The sequence below is a fragment of the Rhizobacter sp. P2_H3 genome, assembly GCF_056403355.1.
In genome coordinates this window covers 1-16567 of sequence record NZ_JBFUFQ010000126.1, presented here as the reverse complement: position 1 = coordinate 16567, position 16567 = coordinate 1, and the positions used below count along the sequence as shown (strand labels likewise).

Below are 16567 nucleotides of genomic sequence, written 5' to 3'. Positions count from 1 at the left end.
GGCCCTGCGCCTGCCACACCACCCAACCGACCAGCACGGCGGCCGCGACCAGCCCGAGCGGATCGTCCGAGCCATCGGCCAGCCGCGCCGCGGCCCAGCGCCAGTGCGGCCACAGCGCGACCGCCTGCAGCACTAGCCAGGCGAGCGGCGGCATCGCTTCGAAGCGCCCCAGCCAGCGGCCGGTGGCGGAAGTGGACAACACGGTTCCCATGGCCCGGCCTCATGCGCGCGCTGCCACGCGACGGCGCTGCAGCGCGACACCGGCCACGCCGAACACCACCAGCAGCGCGGCCCAGGCAGCAGGCTCGGGCGTGCTCGGCACCTCGGCGCCCAGTGCGGTCTCGGGCACGCCCTGCGGCAACGGCAGCGGCTGGTCGACGGTGGGCGCGAGGGCCGGGTTCGGGTTGCGCACCACCTGGTCGATCGCGATGAAGCTGGTGTACTGCGTCAGCAGGCTGTACTTCAGGCCGAGCGCGGTGATGGCTTCCTTCTCGGCATTGCCGCCCACCAGCGATTCCTGGTCGCTGAGCGCCGCGATGCGACCGCGGGCCCACAGGTGGCGCAGTGCGGACGAGGTCTGGTCCTCGTGGCCGGCCACGATCAACTCCTCGTGCCACGGCCCGTCGGCCGCACGACCGTCCAGCACCAGCCGGCCGGCGGCCGGCACGCCCGGGTGCGAGCGCCACTTGCCCTGGATCAGCACCGGGCGGCCGCCCAGCACGTCGGGCAGCGCGGGCGGCTCCACGTCGTAGACGTCCAGCCCGTCGAAGCGCGCCTTCAGCTGCGTCAGCACCGGCGAGTCGATGATGCGGCGCAGCCGCTCGGCCTGTGCTGCCGCCTGCGACGGCTTCGTGACGACGAAGGCCTCGCCCTGGCCGGCACGCGCCAGGCCTTCGATCAGGTTGCGGTTGACGCTGCTGCCGATGCCGAACGCGAACACGTTGAAGTCGTTCAGGTGGCGGCGCACCAGCTGGAACACCTCGGACTCGACCGTCACGTAGCCGTCGGTCACGACGATCACGCTGCGCGACAGGTCGGCAGGCTTCGGCAGTTGGGCGATGCGGCGCAGCGCCGGCACGATCTCGGTGCTGCCGCCGCCGCCGGTGTTCGCGAGTGCCTGCAGCGCACGCTCGATGTTGGCGCGCGTGGCCGGCACCGACGCCGGCGACAGCATGCGGCTGCTGCCGGAGAACAGCATCACGTTGAAGGTGTCGCTCGGGCGCAGGCCGCCGATCAGGTTCTGCAGCAGCACCTTGGCGGTGTCCAGCGGGTAGCCGTGCATCGAGCCCGAGATGTCGACCACGAAGATGTAGTCGCGCGGGTTGACCTGCTGCAGCGGCACGGCCTTCGGCGGCTCGACCATCGCGAGGAAGAAGTTCTCGCCGCCGGTCTGCTCGTCGCCGCGGTACAGCATCAGGCCGGAGGCGATGCGGTCGCCGGCCAAGCGGTAGTTCAGGATGAAGTCGCGGTTGTTGGAACTCTTCGCCGGGTCGGCGAGGCTCACGCTCGCATGCGCCGTATCGCCGCCCTGCACACGGATCTCGTGCGACGGCGAGCTCACGTCCTTCACCGCGATCGGTGCATCGACCCGCAGCTTCAGGTCGAACGCGGTGTTCGATTCGACACCGGCGCGCAGGTAGGGCGTCGCGGCCCAGGCCTGCCGGTCCGCCGCACCGGCTGGGTTGCTGTAGCGCGGGCCGACGACGGTCGGGAACACGAAGCCGTACTGCGCGTCGGTCGGCACCAGCAGCTCGGTGTAGCGCAGCTCCACCGCCACGTCGTCGCCCGGCAGGATGTTGGCGACGTTCATCTCGAACACGTTCGGCCGGTGCTGTTCCAGCAGCGCGCTGGTCTTGCCCTCGCGCTTGGCGTTGTCGTACTCGATGCGCGCCTGCTGCTTCTCGCGGATGCGCGCCGTCAGCAGCCGGTTGCCCAGACGCACGTTCATCGCGTAGATGGCAGCCTGCGTCGAGCCGGGGAACACGTAGCGCGCCTCGATCGGGCGCTGGCCTTCGTTGCGGTAGTGCTGCGTGACGGTCACGTCGGCGATCACGCCGCTGATGCGCACGTCGACCGCGGTCGACTTCAGCGGCAGGCGGTCGGTGCCGGGGTCGCCGTTGTCGACGAAGAAGTACGGGCTCTCGCCCTTGCGGGCCTCGGAGTCGTCGGCGCGCGCCGGCGACCAGGCGAGCGTCAGGATCGCGGCGAACAGCGACAGCGCGATGCACAGCAGCACGCGGCCGACGTGGGTGAGGGGGCGGATCGGGTGGAACGGGACGCGGCGCAGCGGGGGCATGTCGATTCTCCTGGGCGCGCCGCAGGGAGGGCGCGTGGCCGCAAGAATCGACGGAACGTGCGAAGTGGTTTCGAAGCCGCCGCAGCGTCGTGTGAAGGGTGTGTGAAGCCGGCCCGCGACCGGCTTCGGGGCCTCAGGGCCTCAGGGCTGGCGCGACCAGTCCTGGTTGAGCCCGCCGCTGCAGGCCTGCTGGCGCACGTCGGCGCCGTCGGTGGTGGCACTGCCGCTCACGTCGGCGCACTTGCCGCTGTGGCGCGCCTTCAGCAGGAAGTAGCCGTTGTTCGCGACCCACTGCCACTGCTGGTTCGTGCCGCCGTTGCAGGCCCACTGGATGATGTCGGCGTTGTCGGCCGTCGAGGCGCCGCTCACGTCCAGGCACTTGCCGCTGTGGACGTTGACGACGTTGAACCAGCCGTTGCCCGCGTCGAAGAACTGCCACTGCTGCCACGCGCCCGAATTGAGCGTGTACTGGCCGACGTTGGCACCGTCGGACTGGTTCGGGTTCTGCACGTCCAGCACCTTGCCGCTGTTGCGGTTCTTCACGTACTCGATCGCCGGCGGCTGCCCGGCGGTGTAGTTCGTGTCCTTCAGCACCGTGCCGTGCCGGTACGGCCCGACCGACGAGAGGCCGGTCCAAGTGGTGAGGTCCGCGCTGGTGGCGCTCCAGATGCCGCCGTTGGTGTACTTGTCGATGTAGATGCGCCAGTTGCCGTCCGTGGTCTGCACCAGCGCCGGCGCTTCGTAGCCCGAACCCCAGCCGGCCCAGTTGCCGGTGCCGACCCAGCTCCACGGACCGAGCAGGTTGCTGGCGATCGCGTGCTCGATGTACTTCGTCGACTCGTTCTTCGCGAAGGCGTGGTAGATGCCGGCCGACTTGACGACGAAGGTGTCGATCTTGTTGGTGCCGATGCCCATGTCGACCGGGCCGCTCCAGCTCGTCAGGCTGCTGTTGGTCGCGGTGTAGACGTAGGGCTTGAAGTCCGACCCCTGCGGCCCGAGGCTCACGATCAGCTTCACCGTGCTGCCTTCGACGAACCACTCGGGCGCCCAGGTGTAGTACGTGCCGGACACGCCGGCGTCGACGGTGGCGACCTGCGTCCAGTTGATCAGGTTGGTGCTCGACGCGATCGCGAAGTAGGTCGACGCGGTGGTCCAGGACTGCACGGTGTACGCGATGTAGTACTTGCCGTCGCTGTGCTTCATGATGCTCGGGTCGCGCAGCACGCCGGTGGACCCGCCGAAGTTCGTGTTCGACAGCAGCTTGAAGCTGGTCGCGTTGTCGGACAGGTAGATCCACAGTTTCTCGTCCGCCGCGGCGTCGCCCTTGAAGGTGGCGAACACGTAGCTCGTCGCCGCGCCGGCGGTGCCGGCGAACGAGGACAAGAGAAGGCCCGTCGCGCCGGCCAGCAGCGCGTTGCGAAATGGAAGTCTCATCGGTTTGTCTCCGTGGTGCGCGTGCGTGCGCGCTTGTTTTGTCGCCGGCGCATCGTAGCGATGGCGATCGATGCGAACCAATCGTGTTTTGCCGGCGTGCGATGCCAGGAACGAAATGCCACGCCCGGTACCGGGTCATGGATGACCGCCGCATGACCGAATCATGATGGCGGCACGGGCGATACAGTGGCGCATGTTCCGACTCCGCCTGTCGCTCGCATTGGCCGCCCTGGTCGCCCTGGTCTGCATCCAGGCGGTGGCCGTGCGCTGGGGCGCGATCCGTGTCTATGCGTACGCGCAGCACAGCCGGCTCGCGAGCGACATCCTGTCCGAGTTGCTGGAGCTGTCGGCCGACAAGCAGCGCCTGCGCGTGTGGGCCTCGCAGCAGCTGATGGGGGCCGATGCCTCGCTCGAGCTGCGCGACCGGCTGCTGGCGCGGATGCAGACCCGTGCCGCCAACCTGAAGGAGCTGGCGGCACGCGACCTCGGCGCGAGGCGCGAACTCGCCGCCGACGACGGCGTGCCGGTGCCGCCCGAGGTGCCGCAGCTGGTGGCCGTCACCGAGCTGCTCGACGACAACATCGCGGCCGTTCGCTCGCGCCTGCTGCAATTGGCGCCGCTCGAGCGCGGCAGCGAGTTCAGCACCGTCTGGCGTGAACTCAACCAGGTGTTCGACACGGCGCGCGGCCGCGACCTGCGCGAGCTCGTCAACGGCGCGATCGAACGCCAGCGCATCGTGGTGCCGGCCGCGCGTGCGGCCACCGTGCACGGGCTGGACATGCTGCGGCTGCAAGGTGGCGCGATGGTGCTGGTCACGCTGGCCGTGGCGGTGCTGCTGGCGCTGCACCTGGGCCGGCGGCTGCAGCGCCCGCTCGACCGCCTGCTGGGCGGCATCCAGGCCCTGCAGGCCAGCGACCTGGGGCACCGCGTCGCGATCGGCTCGGGCGACGAGTTCGACCGCCTGGCCGGGCACTTCAACGCGATGGCGGCCGAGCTGCAGCAACACCGCAGCGAGGCCGATGCGGCGCGCCACCGGCTGGAGGATGCGGTGCAGGCGCGCACCCTGGAACTCAGCACGGCGCACGAGGCCTTGCAGCACATCGATGCGCGCCGCCGCCAGCTGTTCGCCGACCTGGGCCACGAGCTGCGCACGCCGGCCACCGCGATCCGCGGCGAGGCCGAGATCGCGCTGCGCGGCACCGACAAGCCGGTGGCCGAGTACAAGCAGAGCCTGTCGCGCATCGTCGGTGGCGTGAAGCAGCTGGCCGGCGTCATCGACGACCTGCTGCTGATCGCGCGCGCCGAGGCCGACCAGCTGGCGATGCGCTTCGATGCGGTCGACGTGCCGGCGCTGCTCGGCGACGCGGCCGAGCAGGCCGAGGCGCTCGGCGCGCAGCACGAGGTGAGCGTGCAGCTCGATGCGCCGCCGCAGGATGCGTCCGGCCCCGCCAGCGTGCACGCCGACGCCGACCGCCTGCGCCAGGCCGTGGTGATCGCGCTCGACAATGCGGTCCGCTACTCGCGGCGCGGTGGCACGGTGCGCCTGGGTTGGCAGGTGCGCGGCGACCGCATGGAGATCATCGTGAAGGACGACGGCATCGGCATCGAGGCCGAGGAGTTGCCGCTCGTGTTCGAGCGCTTCGTGCGCGGCCGCCGGGCGCGTGCCCACCGGCCGGACGGCACCGGCATCGGGCTGTCGATCGCGCAGGCCATCGTGCGCGCGCACCGCGGCGAGATCCGCCTCGACAGCCGCCTCGACGAAGGCACCACCGTGCGCATCGAGCTGCCGTGCCGGCGGGAGCAGGCGGCATGATGAACCTGCTGGTGGTCGAGGACGACGTGCGGGTCGCCGATTTCCTGGTGCGCGGCCTGCAGGCCGAAGGCTATGCCGTGCAGCTCGCCCGCACCGGGCCGCAGGGGCTGGCGCTGACGCGCAGCAGCGCGCCCGCGCTGCTGGTCCTGGACCTGATGCTGCCCGGCCTGAGCGGGCTGGAGCTGTGCCAGACGCTGCGCGCCGAGGGCTGCCACGTGCCGATGCTGATGCTCACCGCGCTGGGCAGCCTCGAGGACAAGGTGAACGGCCTGCGCCTCGGTGCAGACGACTACCTCACCAAGCCCTTCGCGTTCGAGGAACTGCTGGCGCGCATCGAGGCGCTGCTGCGGCGCGGCCGCGAGCAGCGCCCGCGCGCCGGCAGCCTGCAGGTGGCCGACCTGGTGCTGGACCGCGAAAGCATGCAGGCGAGCCGGGCCGGCAGGCCGATCGCGCTGACGGCCCGCGAGCTCGCGTTCCTCGAGCTGCTGATGAGCGCGCCGGGGCGCGTGTACAGCCGCGAACGCATCCTCTCCAACGTCTGGGGCACGAACGAGGATCCGCTGACCAACGTGGTCGACGTCTACGTGCGCCGCCTGCGCGCCAAGGTGGACGAAGGCCATGCGCTGGCACTGATCAAGACGGTGCGCGGGCTCGGCTACCGGCTCGACGCGCAGCCCGGCTGACGGCGCGCCGCCGTTCATCCGGCGTTCATGTGGGCGTCAGCAGCCGTTCATCGCGCTGCACGGGTCCCGTTCATGTGGCGCTCGAACAATGGCAGCCATGCATCGCGACGCGGTGCAGCGCCGCCGAGGCGGTGTCATCCAACCAGACGAGGACCCTTCATGAACCTGCTGCGTGCAGCTCTCCTTCCCGCGATCGGATTCAGCCTGTCGACCGCTGCCCTGGCGCAGGCGCCGTCCACCCAGGCCTGCCAACCCACCGATGACAAGCAGATCGCGGCCCTGTTCGACCGCTGGAACGATTCGCTGCGCACGCTCGATCCGGACAAGGTCGTCGCGAACTATGCGAGCGACGGCGTGCTGCTGCCCACCGTGTCGGACATGCCGCGCACCAACCCGGCCGAGATCCGCGACTACTTCGTCAAGTTCCTGAAGAGCACGCCGCAGGGCAGGATCGATCGCCGCATCATCAAGATCGGCTGCAACGTCGCGCAGGACGTCGGCACCTACACCTTCACGCTGAAGGGCGGCAAGAAGGTGCATGCCCGCTACACCTACGTCTACGAGTGGCAGAACGGCAGCTGGCTGATCGCGCACCACCATTCGTCGGCGATGCCGGAGGCGGGCGCGGGCAAGTAACGGCCGGCCGTCAGGCGGCCAGCGGCAGCGACAGCGTCGCGATCGCGCCGCCGGCCGCGGCGTTCTTCAGCGTGATGCGCCCTTCGTGCAGCTCGGCGATCTCGCTGACGAACGACAGCCCGAGCCCGGTGCTCTTCTTGCGCGAATGCGGCCGCGCGAGCGAATAGAACTTCTCGAACACCTTCGATTCGGCGTAGTCGGGAATGCCGGGGCCGCTGTCCTGCACGCGCAGGTCGACGCTGCGGCGGTTGATCTGCAGCGACAGCCGCACCGTGCCGCCCTCGGGCGAGAAATCGAGCGCGTTGTCGAGCAGGTTCGACAGCGCGCGCTGCAGCAGGAAGGCATCGCCGTCGACGCTCGCGTCGGATCCGTCCTCGACCACGATCTTCAGCTTGCGCGTGGCCGCCGCGGCCTGCGCGCTCGCGGCCGCCTCGTTCACCAGCGGGCGCAACGCGACCGGCGCGCGCTGCTCCAGGCTGCGCCGCGACTCCAGCGCGGTCAGCTCCATCATCCGGTCGACCAGCTCCTGGATGCGGTGCGTCTCGCGCGCGATGTTGGCGATGAAGCGCGCGCGGTCGGCATCGGGCATCGGCTCCTGCAGCAGCTCGGCCGCGCCGCGGATCGCCGACAGCGGGCTCTTCACCTCGTGCGTCAGCGTCTGCACGTAGTCGGCCACGTAGTTGCGCCCGGCCAGCGCGTCGCGCATCTCGTCGTAGGCGGCGCCGATCGCGCCGAGTGCGCGCCGGCCGAGCCGCGGCAGGCTGAAGCTGCGCTGCGCGCGCACATAGCGCACATAGTCGGCGATCAGCCCGAACGGCCGCACCAGCCACACCGAGACGATCACCACCAGCAGCAGCACCGCGACCACCGAGGTCACGCCGACCAGCAGCGTCTTGCGCCGCGCTGCATCGACGAACTGCCCGAAGCTCTGCACCGGCTTGCCGACACTGACCGCGCCGATGATCTCGTTGCGCGCGCGCACCGGGGCGGCGACGTACATCACCGCGGTGCGGTTGTCGTTGTCGATGTCGGGCGTGGTGCGCGCACCGTACTCGCCCTGCAGCGCGCGCCACACGTCGTGCCACTGCGCGTAGTCCTCGCCGAGGTGGCGCTGCGTCGAGTCGTAGACCACCTTGCCGGCGCGGTCGGTGACGATCAGGCGCAGCTCCACGCGCGTCTTCTCGAAGCCGAAGATGTCGGCCTTGAAGCGCCGCGCATACAGCGACTCGAACACCGGCGCGAGGGTCTGGGCGCGCAGCGTGCCGTCGGCCGACGAGGCTTCCAGCGTCGCGGCGATCAGGTGCGCCGTCTCGACCAGCGACTCCTCGGCCGACTCGCGGTAGCGCGGGTCGATGTCGCCGAGCAGGCGGTACATCAGCACGCCGACGCCGAACGCGTAGGCGAGCAGGATGCCGACGAAGATCCGCGTCCGCTTCGAGATGTCAGCTCTCCGGCTTGGTGGCCGGCAGGTCTTCCGCCAAGGCGTAGCCGGTGCCGCGGTGCGTCTTGATCGGCTCCAGCCCCGGCGCGACGAGCTTCATCTTCGCGCGCAGCGTCTTCACGTGCGCGTCGACCGTGCGGTCGAGGCTCTCGGTGGCGTCGTCCCACACGCGCTCGAGCAGCGTGTCGCGCGAGAACACATGGCCCGGGCGCGAGACCAGCGTCTTCAGCAGGCCGTACTCGTAGCGCGACAGCTCGAGCAGCTGGCCGTAGAAGCGGATCTGCCGCCGCCCGTCGTCGACCGCGATCGGCAGCACCGGTGCGGCTGCAGCGGCCGGCGGCGCGGCTGCCGGCTTCGCCGCGCGGCGCAGCACCGTGCGAATGCGCGCCACCAGCTCGCGCGGCGAGAACGGCTTGGCGACATAGTCGTCCGCGCCCAGCTCGAGCCCGACCACGCGGTCGATCTCGTCGCTGCGCGCGGTCAGGAACACCACCGGCACGTCGGCCAGCGCGCGGATGCGCTTGAACACCTCGAAGCCGCTCGCGTCGGGCAGGCCGACGTCGAGGATCACCAATGCGGGCGGCTGGGCCTGCACCTGCGCAACGGCCTCCTCGCCGGTCGCCACCCAGGCCGGCTCGAAGCCGTCGGTGCGCAGCGCGTACTGCAGCGTGTCGGCGATGCCGGGTTCGTCCTCGACGATCAGGATGCGCGGCTTCATTCGGTCGGCAGGAAGCCTTCGATCGACAGGTAGCGCTCGCCGGTGTCGTAGTTGAAGCCGAGCACCGTCGCGCCGGCCGCCAGCTCGGGCAGCTTCTGCGCGATCGCGGCCAGCGTCGCACCCGACGAGATGCCCACCAGCAGGCCTTCCTCGCGCGCGGCGCGGCGGGCCATCTCCTTCGCGGCCTCGGGGTCGACCTGGATCACGCCGTCCAGCAGGTCGACGTGCAGGTTCTTCGGGATGAAGCCGGCGCCGATGCCCTGGATCGGGTGCGGGCCCGGCTTGCCGCCGCTGATCACCGGCGACAGTGTCGGCTCGACCGCGAACACCTTCAGCTTCGGCCAGCGCGCCTTCAGCACCTTCGCGCAGCCGGTGATGTGGCCGCCGGTGCCCACGCCGGTGATCAGCGCATCGATGCCGCTCGGGAAATCGGCGGCGATCTCCTCGGCGGTGGTGCGCACGTGGATGTCGATGTTGGCCGGGTTGTCGAACTGCTGCGGCATCCAGGCGCCGGGCGTCTCGGCCACCAGCTCGTTGGCGCGCGCGATCGAGCCGTTCATGCCCTTCTCGCGCGGCGTCAGCACGAAGGTCGCGCCGTAGGCCAGGATCAGGCGGCGGCGCTCGACGCTCATGCTCTCGGGCATCACCAGCACCAGCTTGTAGCCCTTCACCGCGGCGACCATCGCGAGGCCCACGCCGGTGTTGCCCGAGGTCGGCTCGATGATCGTGCTGCCCGGCTTCAGCGCGCCGCTCGCCTCGGCCGCCTCGACCATCGCGAGCGCGATGCGGTCCTTGATGGAGCCGCCCGGGTTGGAGCGCTCGCTCTTCACATAGACCTGGTGCGTGCCGCCGAACAGGCGGTTGATGCGGATGTGCGGCGTGTTGCCGACCGTCTGCAGGACATTCGATGCGAGCATGGATACCTCCGTCGTTGGACCGCAAATTATGGGCGCGATAATTCGCCGATGTACGCCGCCCTCCAGAACGACACCTTCCTGCGCGCGTGCCTGCGCCAGCCCACCGACCACACGCCCGTCTGGCTGATGCGCCAGGCCGGCCGCTACCTGCCGGAGTACCGCGCCACGCGCGCCAGGGCCGGCAGCTTCATGGGCCTTGCCACCAACACCGGCTACGCCACCGAGGTCACGCTGCAGCCGCTCGAACGCTATGCGCTGGATGCAGCCATCCTGTTCAGCGATATCCTGACCGTGCCGGACGCGATGGGTCTGGGCCTGAGCTTCGCGCTCGGCGAGGGGCCGAAGTTCGCGTCGCCGGTGCGCGACGAGGCCGCCGTCGACCGGCTGGCCGTGCCCGACATGGACAAGCTGCGCTACGTGTTCGACGCGGTCACCTCGATCCGCCGCGCACTGAACGGCCGGGTGCCGCTGATCGGCTTCTCGGGCAGCCCGTGGACGCTCGCCTGCTACATGGTCGAGGGCGCCGGCTCCGACGACTACCGCCTCGTGAAGACGATGCTGTACGGCCGCCCCGACCTGATGCACCGCATGCTCTCGATCAATGCCGATGCGGTCGCGCTGTACCTGAACACGCAGATCGAGGCCGGCGCGCAGGCGGTGATGATCTTCGACAGCTGGGGCGGCGTGCTGGCCGACGGCGCGTTCCAGGCCTTCAGCCTCGCCTACACGCAGCGCGTGCTGAGCCAGCTGAAGAAGGAGCACGACGGCCAGCGCATCCCGCACATCGTGTTCACGAAGGGCGGCGGCCTGTGGCTCGAGGAGATCGCCGGCAGCGGCGCCGACGTGGTCGGCCTCGACTGGACCGTCAACCTCGGCCAGGCGCGCCAGCGCATCGGCGGCCGCGTCGCGCTGCAGGGCAACCTCGACCCGAACGTGCTGTTCGCGCCGCCGGCGCAGATCCGCGCCGAGGTCGAGCGCACGCTGCAAAGCTATGGCAGCGACCGCACCGGCCACATCTTCAACCTGGGCCACGGCATCAGCCAGTACACGCCGCCGGAGCATGTGTCGGTGCTGGTCGATGCGGTGCACGAGGCCTCCAGGCGCTGAATTGCGGTTACAAAGCCAGGGTCTTCTGGGGGGAGTGATTTCCCCAGGTACGTTTGCACAGTGCTTGACTTATCCCCAAAACGCTGAATGTGACGAATGGCCGCTCTTGCATCAACGAAGGTCACTGCCGGATCGGGGTGCACGCGCTAAGTTGTTGATTTCATTGGCAGTGAAAACTGCCGCGAAAGTGAGCAACGCAAGCCGAGGCCAAGCAGATCAAGAACTTAGCGCAGCTCTCTGCAGGTTTCCCACAAAGTTATCCACAGAACGCGGGGAAAGCTCCAAAACGCTTTGTGTATCAGCGACTTAGATGGAATTCCTGTGGGGCCCTCTAGCTTTGACCGATAACTCGCCCCCGCCGGCCACCAACCTGGCCACCGCCTTGCCGGTGGCGGTCGAAACCCCGCAACACAGCGGGCTGCAGGGCACGCTCGACTACACAAGCGAGCGCCTGCTCTCACCAGGAACGTTGGTGCGCGTGCCCTTGGGGCGGCGCGAGGTGCCCGGCATCGTCTGGCCGGGCGAGGCCAGCAGCGAGCCGACGCTGGCGCTGAAGCCGATCGCGCAGGTGCTGGACGCGTTGCCGCCGCTGAGCACCCGCTGGTGCGAGCTGGTCGGCTTCGCGGCGGCGTACTACCAGCGCAGCGTCGGCGAGATGGCGCTGGCGGTGCTGCCGCCCGAGTTGCGCAAGCTCGACAACGACCAGCTCGCGAACCGCGTCGCGCGCCTGCGCAAGGCGCTTGCCGCGGAACCCGTGCCGGCGGCCGCTGCGCCGGCCGCGCCCGAGCTGAGCGCCGATCAGGCCGCGGTGCTGGAGCAACTGCAGGCGCTGCACATGCCGGGCGCGGCGCCGGTCGTGCTGCTGCACGGCCTGACCGGCAGCGGCAAGACCGAGGTCTACCTGCGCGCCGCGGAGCGGGCGCTCGCCGCCGGCCAGCAGGTGCTGGTGCTGGTGCCCGAGATCAACCTGACGCCGCAGCTGGAGGCCCGCTTCGCCGAGCGCTTCGGCAGCGGGCCGGCGCCGCGGCGCATCGTCTCGCTGCACAGCGGCCTGACGCCGGCGCAACGGCTCAAGCACTGGCTCGCGGCGCACCTCGGGCTGGCCGACCTGGTGCTGGGCACGCGGCTCGCGGTGTTCGCGCCGCTGCCGCGCCTCGGCCTGATCGTCGTCGACGAGGAGCACGACCCGTCCTACAAGCAGCAGGAAGGCGCGCGCTACTCGGCGCGCGACCTCGCGGTGTACCGCGGCAAGCTCGAAGGCGCCTGCGTGGTGCTCGGCTCGGCCACGCCGTCGATCGAGAGCTGGCAGCGCGCCGACCAGGGCCGCTACGTGCGGCTGACGATGGGGCAGCGCATCGGCGGCGGCGCGCTGCCGGCGGTGCGGCTGGTCGACATGAACCTGCTGCCCAAGATCAAGGGCATCAGCACCGCGCTGTCGCCGCAGCTGGTGGCGGCGCTCGGCAAGCGGCTCGAGCGCGGCGAGCAGAGCATGCTGTTCCTGAACCGGCGCGGCTATGCGCCGGTGCTGCACTGCGGCGAATGCGGCTGGAAGAGCGGCTGCCCGAACTGCAGCGCCTTCCGCGTGTTCCACCGCGTCGACCGCACGCTGCGCTGCCACCACTGCAGCCTGACGCAGCCGGTGCCGCGCGCCTGCCCCGATTGCGGCAACCTCGACATCGCGCCGATGGGCCGCGGCACCGAGCGGCTGGAGGAGCAGCTCGCGCAGGCCTTGCCCGGCGCGCGCATCGCGCGCATCGATGCCGACTCGACGAAGCTGAAGGGTTCGCTCGAGGCGCAGCTGTCGGCGGTGCACGACGGCAACGTCGACGTGCTGGTCGGCACGCAGATGGTGGCCAAGGGGCACGACTTCCGGCGCATCACGCTGGTGGCGGCGGTCGACCCCGACAGCGCGCTGTTCAGCAGCGATTTCCGGGCGCCGGAGCGGGTGTTCTCGCTGCTGATGCAGGCCGCGGGGCGGGCCGGGCGCGATGCGGCGCAATCGGGCGCGAGCGAGATGTGGGTGCAGACCTGGCACCCGCAGCATGCGCTGTACCAGGCGCTGCGCACGCACGACTACGCGGCCTTCGCGGCGCAGCAGCTGAAGGAGCGCGAGATGGCGGGGCTGCCGCCGTTCACGCACCTGGCGCTGCTGCGGGCCGAGGCGCGCACGCCGCAGGCGGCGCGCGATTTCCTGCAGGCGGCGGCGGACTTGGCGAACCAGTTCGAAGGCGCCGACCAGCTGCTGATCTACCCGCCGGTGCCGACCAGCATCGCGCGCGTCGCGAACGTCGAGCGCATGCAGATGCTGATGGAGGGGCCGTCGCGCGGCGTGCTGCAGCGGGTGCTGAGCGCGTGGGTCGCGAGCCTGCCGTCACTGCGCGGCGAGCACAAGGGCGTGCTGCGCTGGGCGCTGGACGTGGACCCGCTGGCGATCTGAGGCGATCTAGGGCGACTTCTTCGCGGGCGGCTCGAAGCGCTGCGAGGGCTTCGCGGCCTTCGCATACAGCCCCTCGACGCGCGGCAGGTTGGCCTCGATGTCGCGGATGCGGGTCGGGCCCGACGGGTGGGTCGACAGGAACTGCGGCGGCGCGCCCTTGCTGGCCTGCGCCATCTTGTTCCACAGGCTGACGCCGGCCCGCGGGTCGTAGCCGGCGCGCGCGGCCAGCTCCATGCCGACGAGGTCGGCCTCGGACTCATCCTCGCGGCCGAACTTCAGCGTCAGCAGCTGGCCGCCCATGTCGGCCACCGAGCGGCCGAGGCTGCCGAGCCCGAGGATCGCGGCGCCGAGCCCGATCGCCCCCTGCGTCGCCATGTTCTTGCCCATGCGCTCGCGGGCGTGCTCGCGCAGCGCATGCGCGACCTCGTGGCCCATCACCATCGCGACCTCGTCGTCGGTCAGCTGCAGCTGCTCGAGGATGCCGGTGTAGAACGCGATCTTGCCGCCGGGCATGCAGAACGCGTTGACCTGCTTCGAGCCGATCAGGATGACCTCCCACTTCCAGCGGCTCGCCCGCTCGTTCCACTCGGAACTGAACGGGATGATGCGCTGCGAGATCGCGCGCAGCCGCACCACCTGCGGGTGGCTGTCGGGGCCGAGCGCGCGCTGCGCCGCGGCCTGCTGCTTCAACTGCGCGTACTGCTGTGCGGCGGCCTGCTCGATCTGGTCGGCCGACACCAGCTTCGTGAAGCGCGATTCGCTGCCCACGTCGACGCCGTCGCGGGCCCAGGCCGGCACGGCCAGCGTCGCGCCGGCGGCGGCCAGCGTCGCGGCGAAGCGGCGGCGGGCGTGGAAGGCGCAGCCGCAGGTGATCGAGGGCAGGTCGGCGTCGTGGTTCATGGCAGGTTCAGACTGGCAGATGGGGTTGCGGTTCCCGGACTCAATCATCGGCCGGAAGCTGTGTCGGATCGACCTCGAGCGCCTGCACCGGCGCGCGCAGCCACACGAGCATCAGCAACGCCGGCAGCGCGAGCACGGTGGACAGCAGGAAGAAGGTCGGCCAGCCGATCGTCTCGGCGGTGACGCCGGCCACCGGCCCGACCCAGACGCGCCCGACCGACGCGAACGCGCTCAGCAGCGCGTACTGCGTCGCGGTGAAGCGCTGGTTGCACAAGCTCATCAGGAACGCGACGAACGCGGTCGTGCCCATGCCGCCGGTGATGTTCTCGAGCGCGATCACCATCAGCAGCCCGCCGTCGACCGGCGTCACCTGCTTCAGCCAGACGATGGTCCAGTCGAAGGCCGGGATCGTGACCCCCGGCAGCAGCCCGTGGCCGTGGCCGGCGAGCCACCAGAAGCCGAGGTTGCTGAGCATCTGCAGCACCCCGAACAGCAGCAGCGCGCGCCACAGCCCGAGCTTGAGCATCAGCGCGCCGCCGAGCAGCGCACCGCCGATCGTCAGCCACAGGCCGATCAGCTTGTTCGCGACGCCGACCTCGGCCGGGCCGAACTGCATCGCCTTCAGCAGGAACGGCGTCATCAGCGAGCCGGCGAACGCATCGCCCAGCTTGTAGAGCACGATGAACGCGAGGAAGGCGCCGGCGCCCGGCTGCGCGAAGTAGCTGCGCAAGCCCCCGAGCAGCGTCTCGAAGCGGGCCGCGCGCGCCGCCCAGGCGGCCAGCGGCAGCGTGAACGCGATGCCCAGCAGCAGCGCGAGCAGCTCGGTCCAGCGCTGTTGCAGCGCGGCCGGCAGGCTGCTGCCGGCCCACCACGGCGACAGCAGCGCCGCGGCGATCGGCGGCCCGAAGCGTTCGCTCAGCACGAAGCCGAGCGCGACCGCGCACAGCACTGCGCCGAAGCCGATCACGTCCTGCCGCGCGACCGACGACGGCCGCAGCGCCAGCGGCAAGCGGGGCAGCGCGACCGCCGACAGCACCGCGGCGCCGACCATCAGCCCGGCCATCACGCGGTAGACGTCGGGCCACGACCAGCCGCCGCCCTGCGTCGGATCGACCCAGATCAGCGCGACGCCGCCCGACAGGATCATCGCGAGCCGGTAGCCGAGCACGTAGAGCGACGAGCCCAGGCCGCGTTCGCGGGCCGGCAGCAGGTCGGTGCGGTAGGCGTCGACGACCACGTCCTGCGAGGCCGAGACGAAGGCGACCAGCACCGCCAGCAGCGCGAAGCTGCGCGTCGCGCTGCCGGGCGAGGTGGCGGCCATCAGCAGCAAGGCACCGGCGAGCGCCAGCTGCGTCAGCACCAGCCAGCCGCGGCGCCGGCCGAGCCAGGGCAGCTCGAAGCGGTCCATCAGCGGCGCCCACAGGAACTTGAAGGTGTAGGGCAGGCCGACCAGGCTGAGGAAGCCGATGGTCGCCATGTCGATGCCCTCGACGCTGAGCCAGGCCTGCATCGCCTGGCCGGTCAGCGCGAGCGGCAGGCCGGACGCGAAGCCGAGCACGCTGACGACCAGCAGCCGGAAGGCGACGGTCGCCCGGGAGGACGGCAGCGCGGGCGCAGGCTGCACGGGGACGGAATCGGACATCGCCCGATTCTAGAGAGTGAGTGACGGCCGTTACTTTGGCGCGTTGGCGGCGGGCTGCTGCCGGTAGATGGCCTCGGCCAGCGCCAGCAGCTGCTCGCGCGGCAGGCTGCCGGCCAGCGCGTAGCCGGTGCCGGCCTCGACCCAGTAGAAGAGGTTCACGTCGCCGTCGCGCTCGAAGCGGAACGCGGCCGGCGCGGCCTCGTCGGGTTTGCGCAGGTAGACGGTGACGCGGGCCGTGCCGCCGCTGGCCTGGTACATCAGCTGCGCACCGGGCCCGGCGCCGGCCCCGTCGGGCAGCAGCCGCCCGCCGACCAGCTCGTAGCCCTGCTCGCGCAGGTCGAACAGCTTGACCGGCACGTTCAGGCGCCGCGTCAGCCAGCGCGACAGGTGTTCTTCCTGGGCGCGGCTTTCCTCGGCGGTCTTGCCGGCCACCGCGACCTCGACCGGGTGGCGCTGCTCGGGCACGTAGACGCTGTGCGCAAGTGCTGCGCGCTGCACCCAGCCACCGGCCGGCGCCTGGGCGACGAGCGTGCGCGCCGGCTG

Annotated in this window: 13 protein-coding genes and 1 pseudogene; 5 read left to right on the top strand and 9 right to left on the bottom strand. The window is 70.7% G+C overall.

All coding sequences use genetic code 11. The features are described 5' to 3' along the window. From AC1D1T_RS20660 to AC1D1T_RS20650, 3 genes and pseudogenes are all read right to left on the bottom strand, one after another. Positions 1 to 211, bottom strand: a pseudogene (locus AC1D1T_RS20660) (hypothetical protein); the annotation flags it as partial. Positions 212 to 220: 9 nt separating this feature from the next. After that, entirely contained in the window at positions 221 to 2296 is a 2076-nt protein-coding gene (locus AC1D1T_RS20655) for a VIT and vWA domain-containing protein (RefSeq protein ID WP_477827306.1), read from the bottom strand. Positions 2297 to 2437: 141 nt separating this feature from the next. After that, positions 2438 to 3730: an RICIN domain-containing protein gene (locus AC1D1T_RS20650; RefSeq protein ID WP_465111455.1), complete on the bottom strand. Its 1293-nt coding sequence runs from the start codon at positions 3728 to 3730 to the stop codon at positions 2438 to 2440. A 193-nt stretch (positions 3731 to 3923) separates the two neighbouring features. Here AC1D1T_RS20650 and AC1D1T_RS20645 point away from each other — a divergent pair, with 193 nt between their 5' ends. The 3 genes from AC1D1T_RS20645 to AC1D1T_RS20635 all read left to right on the top strand — a co-directional run bounded on the left by AC1D1T_RS20645 (position 3924) and on the right by AC1D1T_RS20635 (position 6862). Further along, on the top strand, positions 3924 to 5543 hold the full coding sequence (locus AC1D1T_RS20645) for a sensor histidine kinase (protein WP_477838507.1): 1620 nt from the start codon (positions 3924 to 3926) through the stop codon (positions 5541 to 5543). Continuing rightward, on the top strand, positions 5543 to 6226 hold the full coding sequence (locus AC1D1T_RS20640) for a response regulator transcription factor (protein WP_465111457.1): 684 nt from the start codon (positions 5543 to 5545) through the stop codon (positions 6224 to 6226). Before AC1D1T_RS20645 ends, AC1D1T_RS20640 begins: the two co-directional genes overlap by 1 nt. 159 nt (positions 6227 to 6385) lie before the next feature. Beyond that, on the top strand, positions 6386 to 6862 hold the full coding sequence (locus AC1D1T_RS20635; protein ID WP_477824651.1) for an SgcJ/EcaC family oxidoreductase: 477 nt from the start codon (positions 6386 to 6388) through the stop codon (positions 6860 to 6862). A 10-nt stretch (positions 6863 to 6872) separates the two neighbouring features. Here AC1D1T_RS20635 and creC read toward each other — a convergent pair whose 3' ends face one another. From creC to cysK, 3 genes are read right to left on the bottom strand one after another with little or no spacing between them, the layout of a single operon-like run. Further along, the gene (gene creC / locus AC1D1T_RS20630; protein WP_477824654.1) at positions 6873 to 8303 is read right to left on the bottom strand and encodes a two-component system sensor histidine kinase CreC; all 1431 of its coding nucleotides are present in this window, start codon (positions 8301 to 8303) and stop codon (positions 6873 to 6875) included. Position 8304: 1 nt separating this feature from the next. Beyond that, positions 8305 to 9021, bottom strand: a complete 717-nt coding sequence (gene creB, locus AC1D1T_RS20625; RefSeq protein ID WP_477992399.1) for a two-component system response regulator CreB — start codon at positions 9019 to 9021, stop codon at positions 8305 to 8307. Continuing rightward, a complete protein-coding gene (cysK, locus tag AC1D1T_RS20620) occupies positions 9018 to 9938 on the bottom strand; it encodes a cysteine synthase A (RefSeq protein ID WP_047501615.1) in 921 nt (306 codons plus the stop codon). Before cysK ends, creB begins: the two co-directional genes overlap by 4 nt. A 48-nt stretch (positions 9939 to 9986) precedes the next feature. Between cysK and hemE the strand changes: the two genes are divergently transcribed. Both hemE and AC1D1T_RS20610 read left to right on the top strand, forming a co-directional pair. After that, complete coding sequence (gene hemE, locus AC1D1T_RS20615; RefSeq protein ID WP_477824649.1) at positions 9987 to 11045, top strand: uroporphyrinogen decarboxylase; 1059 nt, start codon at positions 9987 to 9989, stop codon at positions 11043 to 11045. Positions 11046 to 11415: 370 nt separating this feature from the next. Beyond that, entirely contained in the window at positions 11416 to 13482 is a 2067-nt protein-coding gene (locus tag AC1D1T_RS20610) for a primosomal protein N' (protein ID WP_477824653.1), read from the top strand. Positions 13483 to 13488: 6 nt separating this feature from the next. On the opposite strand, the gene AC1D1T_RS20605 is transcribed toward AC1D1T_RS20610, so the two are convergent. The 3 genes from AC1D1T_RS20605 to AC1D1T_RS20595 form a co-directional block, all read right to left on the bottom strand. Further along, entirely contained in the window at positions 13489 to 14382 is an 894-nt protein-coding gene (locus tag AC1D1T_RS20605; RefSeq protein ID WP_477824648.1) for a M48 family metallopeptidase, read from the bottom strand. Between the two features lie 40 nt (positions 14383 to 14422). Next, complete coding sequence (locus AC1D1T_RS20600; protein WP_477824647.1) at positions 14423 to 16024, bottom strand: AmpG family muropeptide MFS transporter; 1602 nt, start codon at positions 16022 to 16024, stop codon at positions 14423 to 14425. A gap of 30 nt (positions 16025 to 16054) precedes the next feature. Further along, positions 16055 to 16567, bottom strand: a 513-nt coding sequence (locus AC1D1T_RS20595) for an anti-sigma factor family protein (protein WP_477992398.1), incomplete at its 5' end; no start/stop codon positions are given.

What these genes read in the sequence shown, in the direction of transcription:
- AC1D1T_RS20640 (WP_465111457.1), top strand. Translation starts at nt 5,543, where the DNA reads ATGAACCTGCTGGTGGTCGAGGACGACGTGCGGGTCGCCGATTTCCTG.
- hemE (WP_477824649.1), top strand. Translation starts at nt 9,987, where the DNA reads ATGTACGCCGCCCTCCAGAACGACACCTTCCTGCGCGCGTGCCTGCGC.
- cysK (WP_047501615.1), bottom strand. Translation starts at nt 9,938, where the DNA reads ATGCTCGCATCGAATGTCCTGCAGACGGTCGGCAACACGCCGCACATC.
- AC1D1T_RS20645 (WP_477838507.1), top strand. Translation starts at nt 3,924, where the DNA reads ATGTTCCGACTCCGCCTGTCGCTCGCATTGGCCGCCCTGGTCGCCCTG.
- AC1D1T_RS20650 (WP_465111455.1), bottom strand. Translation starts at nt 3,730, where the DNA reads ATGAGACTTCCATTTCGCAACGCGCTGCTGGCCGGCGCGACGGGCCTT.
- AC1D1T_RS20605 (WP_477824648.1), bottom strand. Translation starts at nt 14,382, where the DNA reads ATGAACCACGACGCCGACCTGCCCTCGATCACCTGCGGCTGCGCCTTC.
- AC1D1T_RS20600 (WP_477824647.1), bottom strand. Translation starts at nt 16,024, where the DNA reads ATGTCCGATTCCGTCCCCGTGCAGCCTGCGCCCGCGCTGCCGTCCTCC.
- AC1D1T_RS20655 (WP_477827306.1), bottom strand. Translation starts at nt 2,296, where the DNA reads ATGCCCCCGCTGCGCCGCGTCCCGTTCCACCCGATCCGCCCCCTCACC.
- creB (WP_477992399.1), bottom strand. Translation starts at nt 9,021, where the DNA reads ATGAAGCCGCGCATCCTGATCGTCGAGGACGAACCCGGCATCGCCGAC.
- AC1D1T_RS20635 (WP_477824651.1), top strand. Translation starts at nt 6,386, where the DNA reads ATGAACCTGCTGCGTGCAGCTCTCCTTCCCGCGATCGGATTCAGCCTG.